Below are 3,813 nucleotides of genomic sequence, written 5' to 3'. Positions count from 1 at the left end.
GCACCTTCAAATACAAGTCCACGGTGTATATCCCCAAGCCCTCCCGAAATCCGAAAGGGCAAAAGTGGACGACTTTTACGCCGCCCGCGACAACACTATGCCGTCGCTACCGTGGCCGAGTATTGCTCCGCCGTTCACAGCGCAACCGCATCCGCGTGAATCAGCTGGATATTGGCTGGATGGCCTCGGACAAGGAGCGGGCAATCCAACTGGCAGAAAGCGGCGATCCAAATTGGGAAGCCAAAGCCGGTGCGGGATTGCCTTTGGGCCGACTATTGGATCCGGCAGAGGTCGCCAAGGCGGTGCTGTGGATGGTGTCCGATGACAGCGGCGTTTTGACAGGCTCGGTCATTCACTATGATCAGTCGGTGTGGGGCGCCTATGACAGTCAAGCGCCCGGACCGGCGGCGCCATTGCAATGACACGTGGCGTCGCCAGATCTCTGAATGTGCGAGTTCTTGGCGGCGCATTTGCTCTAAATTCAGGTGGACACGTGACAAAAACAGACAGAAAACTCTTTGCGTGCAGGTGGTTAGTCGCGATATTTCGAGTGACATGCCTTGCAGGTCACGCCAATCTGCCGCAGCGCTGTGTCCAAATCTTCTGGCGTTGCAATCGTGCCGACGGCTGATGCAGCAGCGATCTCACTGTCATTTGCGAGCTTTTCGAATTGCTCCCACTCCGTCCATATTTCTGGCAGCGCCTCGGATTTCGGGTCGGTCGCAGGCGTAGCAAAGGTCGCAGGCACTTGGGAGGACAGCTGAGCGATCTGCCCTATAGCCGCGTTCGCGGTATTGCCATCAAAAGCGGCTTGCCCCTTGGCCATCGCCCCCACGATCTTCATTTGATCGCCGATGGATTTCATCACGTCCATGCGGGCCATAACATGCTTGTCTTCGACGCCGCTATGGGCGAGCGCGGCCGTTCCTAAAGCGAGCAGTACAATCGCAGCATATGTTTTTCTCATCTTGGGTCTCTTTTTGAATGTCGTCTTGCAAATAGCCAACCACCGTCAGGCTACTTTGATCCATGTGCACATACTAGATGCATCCTGACCGATGACGATCTCTTTACCCAGTTGGCAGCGATCCCAAGGGATGACTTGGCCAATCAGAGGCCGAGCGATCGTAGAATAAACAGTGTCTGTCCGCATTGTATTAAGAGAATGCTACCGAATTAAAGAAGCGGGATACGGGCAGCAAGATGAAGCTTGAGCGCGAGTAGCAAAGGCCGAGGCCATAGTTCAGAAATGGCGGAGAGACAGGGATTCCAACTTCTATTTCGATTTTAATTAAGTATTTGTATAAATTATATTTTTTGACAAGTTGCTCGTTGCTGTAGCGGAGAAATGTGTAGCATAATGTGTAGCAAAGCACTTCTACACTATGGCGCGAGACTGACGATCAATGGCGGGAATAATACAGCGAAACGGGCGATGGCATTTGAGGATGCGTGTCCCGCAGAGATACCGCCTTGTGGAGCCCCGTGCTGAAATCCACCGCAGTCTTCGAACTGAGAGTGCAAGAGAGGCGATGAGGCGGCTTCCTGCCGCAGAGGCTGCCATTCTTGCGGAATTGGACGCTCTACTTGTGATGGGCGCTCCCAGAGAGCCAGATGATGTTTTTAAGGCCGCTGTGGCACTGGCCGCATCGCGCGGCGTTTCCTACCGACCTGCAACTGAGCTATCAAACGGCCCTTTGAATGAGATTTTGGAGCGTCTCGATATGCTTCAAAAATCAGATAGCTCGAAGGTTGCTGATGCGCTTCTTGGTGGCGTCGATGTTCCGCAACTGAAACTCTCTGATCTCGTGGCTGAAGTCGAACGCATTTGCGCTCATGACAATAGGCTCAAGAATTCCTCTCAGATGCGTTTGTGGCGGAACCCGCGCCACCGTGCGGTCGCAAACCTGATCGAGGCACTTGGTGGAGATAAGCCTGTCCTCGAGTTGGGGGTCGCGGATGCGAAAACACACCGCAAATGGTGGCGCAAACGAATAGAGATCGAAGGACTGAAATCTGATACTGCGAATAAGGATTTCAGCAACATGGCATCGTTGCTGTCCCATTACTATGAGAGCCTTGACCTGGATGATCCGCCGCGGCCTTACTCTGGGATCTCCATTCGAGAAAAGAACGCTAAGAAAACCCGTAAACTTGAGATCCCCGTTGAGTGGATGAAAGAGAAGTGGCTTGCGCCTGGCGCCTTCGATGGCTTGAATGAGGAGGCGAGAGACATCCTTCTCATTTCAATCGAGACAGGTTGTCGCCAAGCTGAAATCCATGATTTGCCGTCTGACGCAATCGTTTTGGATGCAGAAATTCCACACCTTCGCGTCACCTTTGAAGATGGCGATGAGAAGCGCGAGATCAAGAATGGCTCATCTGTCCGCCTGGTCCCTTTGGTTGGAATTGCGCTTGCTGCAGCGAAACGTCATCCTCAGGGTTTTCCGCGATATCGTAATAAGCGGAGTTATTCGAATCTCATCAATAAGTTTCTCCGTAATCGCGGCTTGATGCCGTCTGGCAAGCACACTGCAGGCGGGACGAGGCACTCTTGGGAAAGCCGTTTGAAGTCGACCGGTTTAATCAATGATGACCGTGCAGAAATGATGGGGCACAGCGTTGGGTCAGCGAGGGGACGGGAAGTATACGGCGACGAGATGGATCTGAAGAGAAGACTGAAGCTCGCCCAGATGGTGGCTCTCGAGGTCCCCAATCACCTTAAATAGATGCAGGCATGAGAGGCGCGTGCTCTTTTGCAAGGAGGAATGAGCGTGCCAGCAAAGATTTGTAGAGCTTCACGGTATTTCCATGCCTGCAGCAAAGCCTGATCTGATTTGTGCAAGGACGTCCCGAAAAATGGATCAACTGTTCATAGGAGTGCGTTATTGGAGTGAGAAAAGCTCGCCAGTTTTTAAGAGCGACAACCTTCTCTAAGATGGCGCACATTACAGGTGTTCCTTTTTTATCGCCGACAGCCGTGACGTCATGCTACATGCGCAGAAATTTCGAGCTTAGAATGGTGCAAGTTGGGTCCAAGTCACTTGTCCGGGCCACTTGTCCGAAACTCTCAATAGGAGAAGTTGTCCGTCGTCAGGGATTTTGGGACAGATTGCAGCCTAATCTAAGAGAGGGTCTGGTTCATCTCGTTGGTCTGATTATGCGGCGGGTTTGCGGTGAAGCAAGCGCCGGGTTTCGATGGTCTTTCGTTTGATCCTTTCTCGCTGTTTCAGAATGGTCTGGCCGCGCCCGAAGTAGACGTCAGCGGGCGTGAGATTGTGCAGGCTCTCGTGGTAGCGCCGATGATTGTAGTGGTCGACGAAGGCGTCGATCTTTTGCCTGAGATCGCCCGGCAGGTAGTAGTTCTACAACAGAATGCGGTTCTTCAGGGTCTGGTGCCAACGCTCGATCTTGCCCTGAGTTTGCGGGTGATAAGGGGCACCGCGGACGTGATCCATTTTCCGGTCTTCCAGCCAGTCGGCAAGTTCCCCAGAGATATAACTGGCGCCATTGTCCGACAGGAGCCGTGGCTTGTGCAGAACCGTTGCTCTATCACAGCCGGAGGCTTGCAGGGCCAAGTCCAGCGTGTCGGTCACGTCACTGGCCTTCATCGTCGTGCAGAGCTTCCAAGCGATGATGTACCGGCTGTAATCATCGAGAATTGTCGACAGATAGAACCAACCCCAGCCGATGACCTTGAGATAGGTGAAGTCGGTCTGCCAGAGTTGGTTCGGCCGTGTGGTCTTGTCGTGGAACTCGTTGGCGGCGGACAAAACCACATAGGCCGGGCTGGTGATCAGGTCGTAGGACTTG

3 protein-coding genes and 1 pseudogene are annotated in these 3,813 nt (G+C 53.3%); 2 read left to right on the top strand and 2 right to left on the bottom strand.

The window, feature by feature from the left end; translation table 11 throughout:
- Window positions 1-422, top strand: a 422-nt coding sequence (locus tag AB9K37_RS01610; RefSeq protein ID WP_369835256.1) for an SDR family oxidoreductase, incomplete at its 5' end; no start/stop codon positions are given.
- 110 nt (window positions 423-532) lie between these two features.
- Here the strand turns inward: AB9K37_RS01610 and AB9K37_RS01605 are convergent.
- Entirely contained in the window at window positions 533-967 is a 435-nt protein-coding gene (locus AB9K37_RS01605; RefSeq protein ID WP_369835255.1) for a cytochrome c, read from the bottom strand.
- 439 nt (window positions 968-1,406) lie between these two features.
- On the opposite strand from AB9K37_RS01605, the gene AB9K37_RS01600 reads away from it, so the two are divergent.
- Window positions 1,407-2,729: a DUF6538 domain-containing protein gene (locus AB9K37_RS01600; protein WP_369835254.1), complete on the top strand. Its 1,323-nt coding sequence runs from the start codon at window positions 1,407-1,409 to the stop codon at window positions 2,727-2,729.
- A gap of 429 nt (window positions 2,730-3,158) precedes the next feature.
- On the opposite strand, the pseudogene AB9K37_RS01595 reads toward AB9K37_RS01600, so the two are convergent.
- Window positions 3,159-3,813, bottom strand: a pseudogene (locus AB9K37_RS01595) (transposase); the annotation flags it as partial.

The organism is Donghicola sp. XS_ASV15, assembly GCF_041224595.1.
In the GTDB taxonomy this organism is placed as follows: Bacteria; Pseudomonadota; Alphaproteobacteria; order Rhodobacterales; family Rhodobacteraceae; genus Donghicola.
This window is presented reverse-complemented; position numbering and strand designations above follow the sequence as displayed.